The organism is Streptomyces roseochromogenus subsp. oscitans DS 12.976 (assembly GCF_000497445.1).
Lineage (GTDB): Bacteria > Actinomycetota > Actinomycetes > Streptomycetales > Streptomycetaceae > Streptomyces > Streptomyces oscitans.
Genome location: NZ_CM002285.1, coordinates 844,150 through 845,552, shown reverse-complemented (window position 1 = coordinate 845,552; position 1,403 = coordinate 844,150). Strand labels below are relative to the sequence as shown.

At 76.3% G+C, this 1,403-nt stretch carries 1 protein-coding gene and 1 pseudogene; one reads left to right on the top strand and one right to left on the bottom strand.

The window, feature by feature from the left end; all coding sequences use genetic code 11:
• Positions 1–473: pseudogene (locus M878_RS53935) on the bottom strand (ATPase); the annotation flags it as partial.
• Positions 474–664: 191 nt separating this feature from the next.
• Here M878_RS53935 and M878_RS53930 point away from each other — a divergent pair.
• Positions 665–1,403 (top strand): ROK family transcriptional regulator (locus M878_RS53930; protein WP_023544797.1); only part of this gene is annotated, 739 nt, incomplete at its 3' end.

Sequence of the window (1,403 nt, the reverse complement as noted above, 5' to 3'; positions counted from 1 at the left end):
ATCGAGCAGGGCCGCCGCCGGCACGTCGGGAGCCTCGCCGCGGTCATGGGCGGCCCAGCGGGCACGTACCGCCTCCCGCACCAGCCCGGCCGCGCCACCCTCGTCCCCGAGACCGCGTCCCAGCCGCCGGCCTGCACGAGCGTGCCGTCGGCCCGCCGGCCCACCGCCACCGAGCCGGTGCCGGCGACCAGACCGACGCCCCGGTCCAACCCGGCGGCGGGTACGAGGAGTTCGGCGTCGTCCACAACGAGCGCGGGCGCGTCGACGTGGGCGCGCAGGACGGTACGTGTCCCCGCGCACTGGCGCGGGGTCTCACAGGCGTGGCCGCCCACGGCCAGGGCCGACGGGCGGACGCCGGCCGCCCCGCTCGCGCGGACATGGTCGGCGACGGGGGTGTCCCCGGCCAGGGCTCTCAGATGTGTCTTGGTGCCGCCCACGTCGATGCCGACCAGGACGGGCGCGGACTCCTGCACGGGATCTCTTTCGCGGTGCGCCGTGCTGCGACGGTGGACGAACCGTGCCTGGGCGAAGGGGAGTTGGAGCGGTCGGGAAGCCCCGGGACGGGCCTCGGGCGGAGTACGGCAGGCGAGTACCGTGAAGTTCGTTAGGAAGTTTACTAACGAAGTAGAGTGCGTCAAGAGTCCTCGCGACCTGTGGGAGAACCGTGGAACACGACGTGGAGGCGGCGCCCCGGCTGTCCGAGAGCGCGAGCGCGGTCTTCGCCGTGCTCGCCCGGGCGGGCAGCGCGACCCGGCCCCAACTGGCGAGCCTGGCGGGCCTGTCCAAACCGACGGTGTCCGCCGCCGTCGCGGAACTGGAGAGCGCCCGGCTCGCCGCCGCCTCCGGCACCGCCTCCAGCGGCACCGGCCGCACCGCCGCCGTCTACCGGCTCGGACCGGACGCCGGCGCCGTACTCGCCGTCGACCTGGGCCCGGACCTCACCCGGGTACGGGGCTGCGCGCTCGACGGAACCCCGCTCGCCGAGGCCACCGGGTCCCGGGCCGACGCCGCCGGCGCCGTACGCGAGGCCCTTCACGCGCTGCCCGCCGGTACCCCGCTGCGCACCATCGTCGTCGCCGTCGGCGATGTCACCGCGCGGGCGGCGGATGGCGGCGGGATGCGTCCGGCGACCGCCAAGGCGGGCCCGGTCTTCGACGCCATGGCCGTCGCGCTGCCGCCGGGAGTCCCCGTCCACCTGGAGAACAACGTCAACTGCGCCGCCCTCGCCGAACTCCACGAGGGCGCCGCCCGGGGCCGCGACACCTTCGGCTATCTGCGCGTCGGCGTGGGCGTCGGCCTCGGCATCGTCGTCGACGGCCGGGTGCTGCGCGGCGCGAACGGCGCCGCCGGTGAGCTGGCCCGGCTGCCCTACCCCTGGGACGACGGCCGCGAGCCGCAGCGGG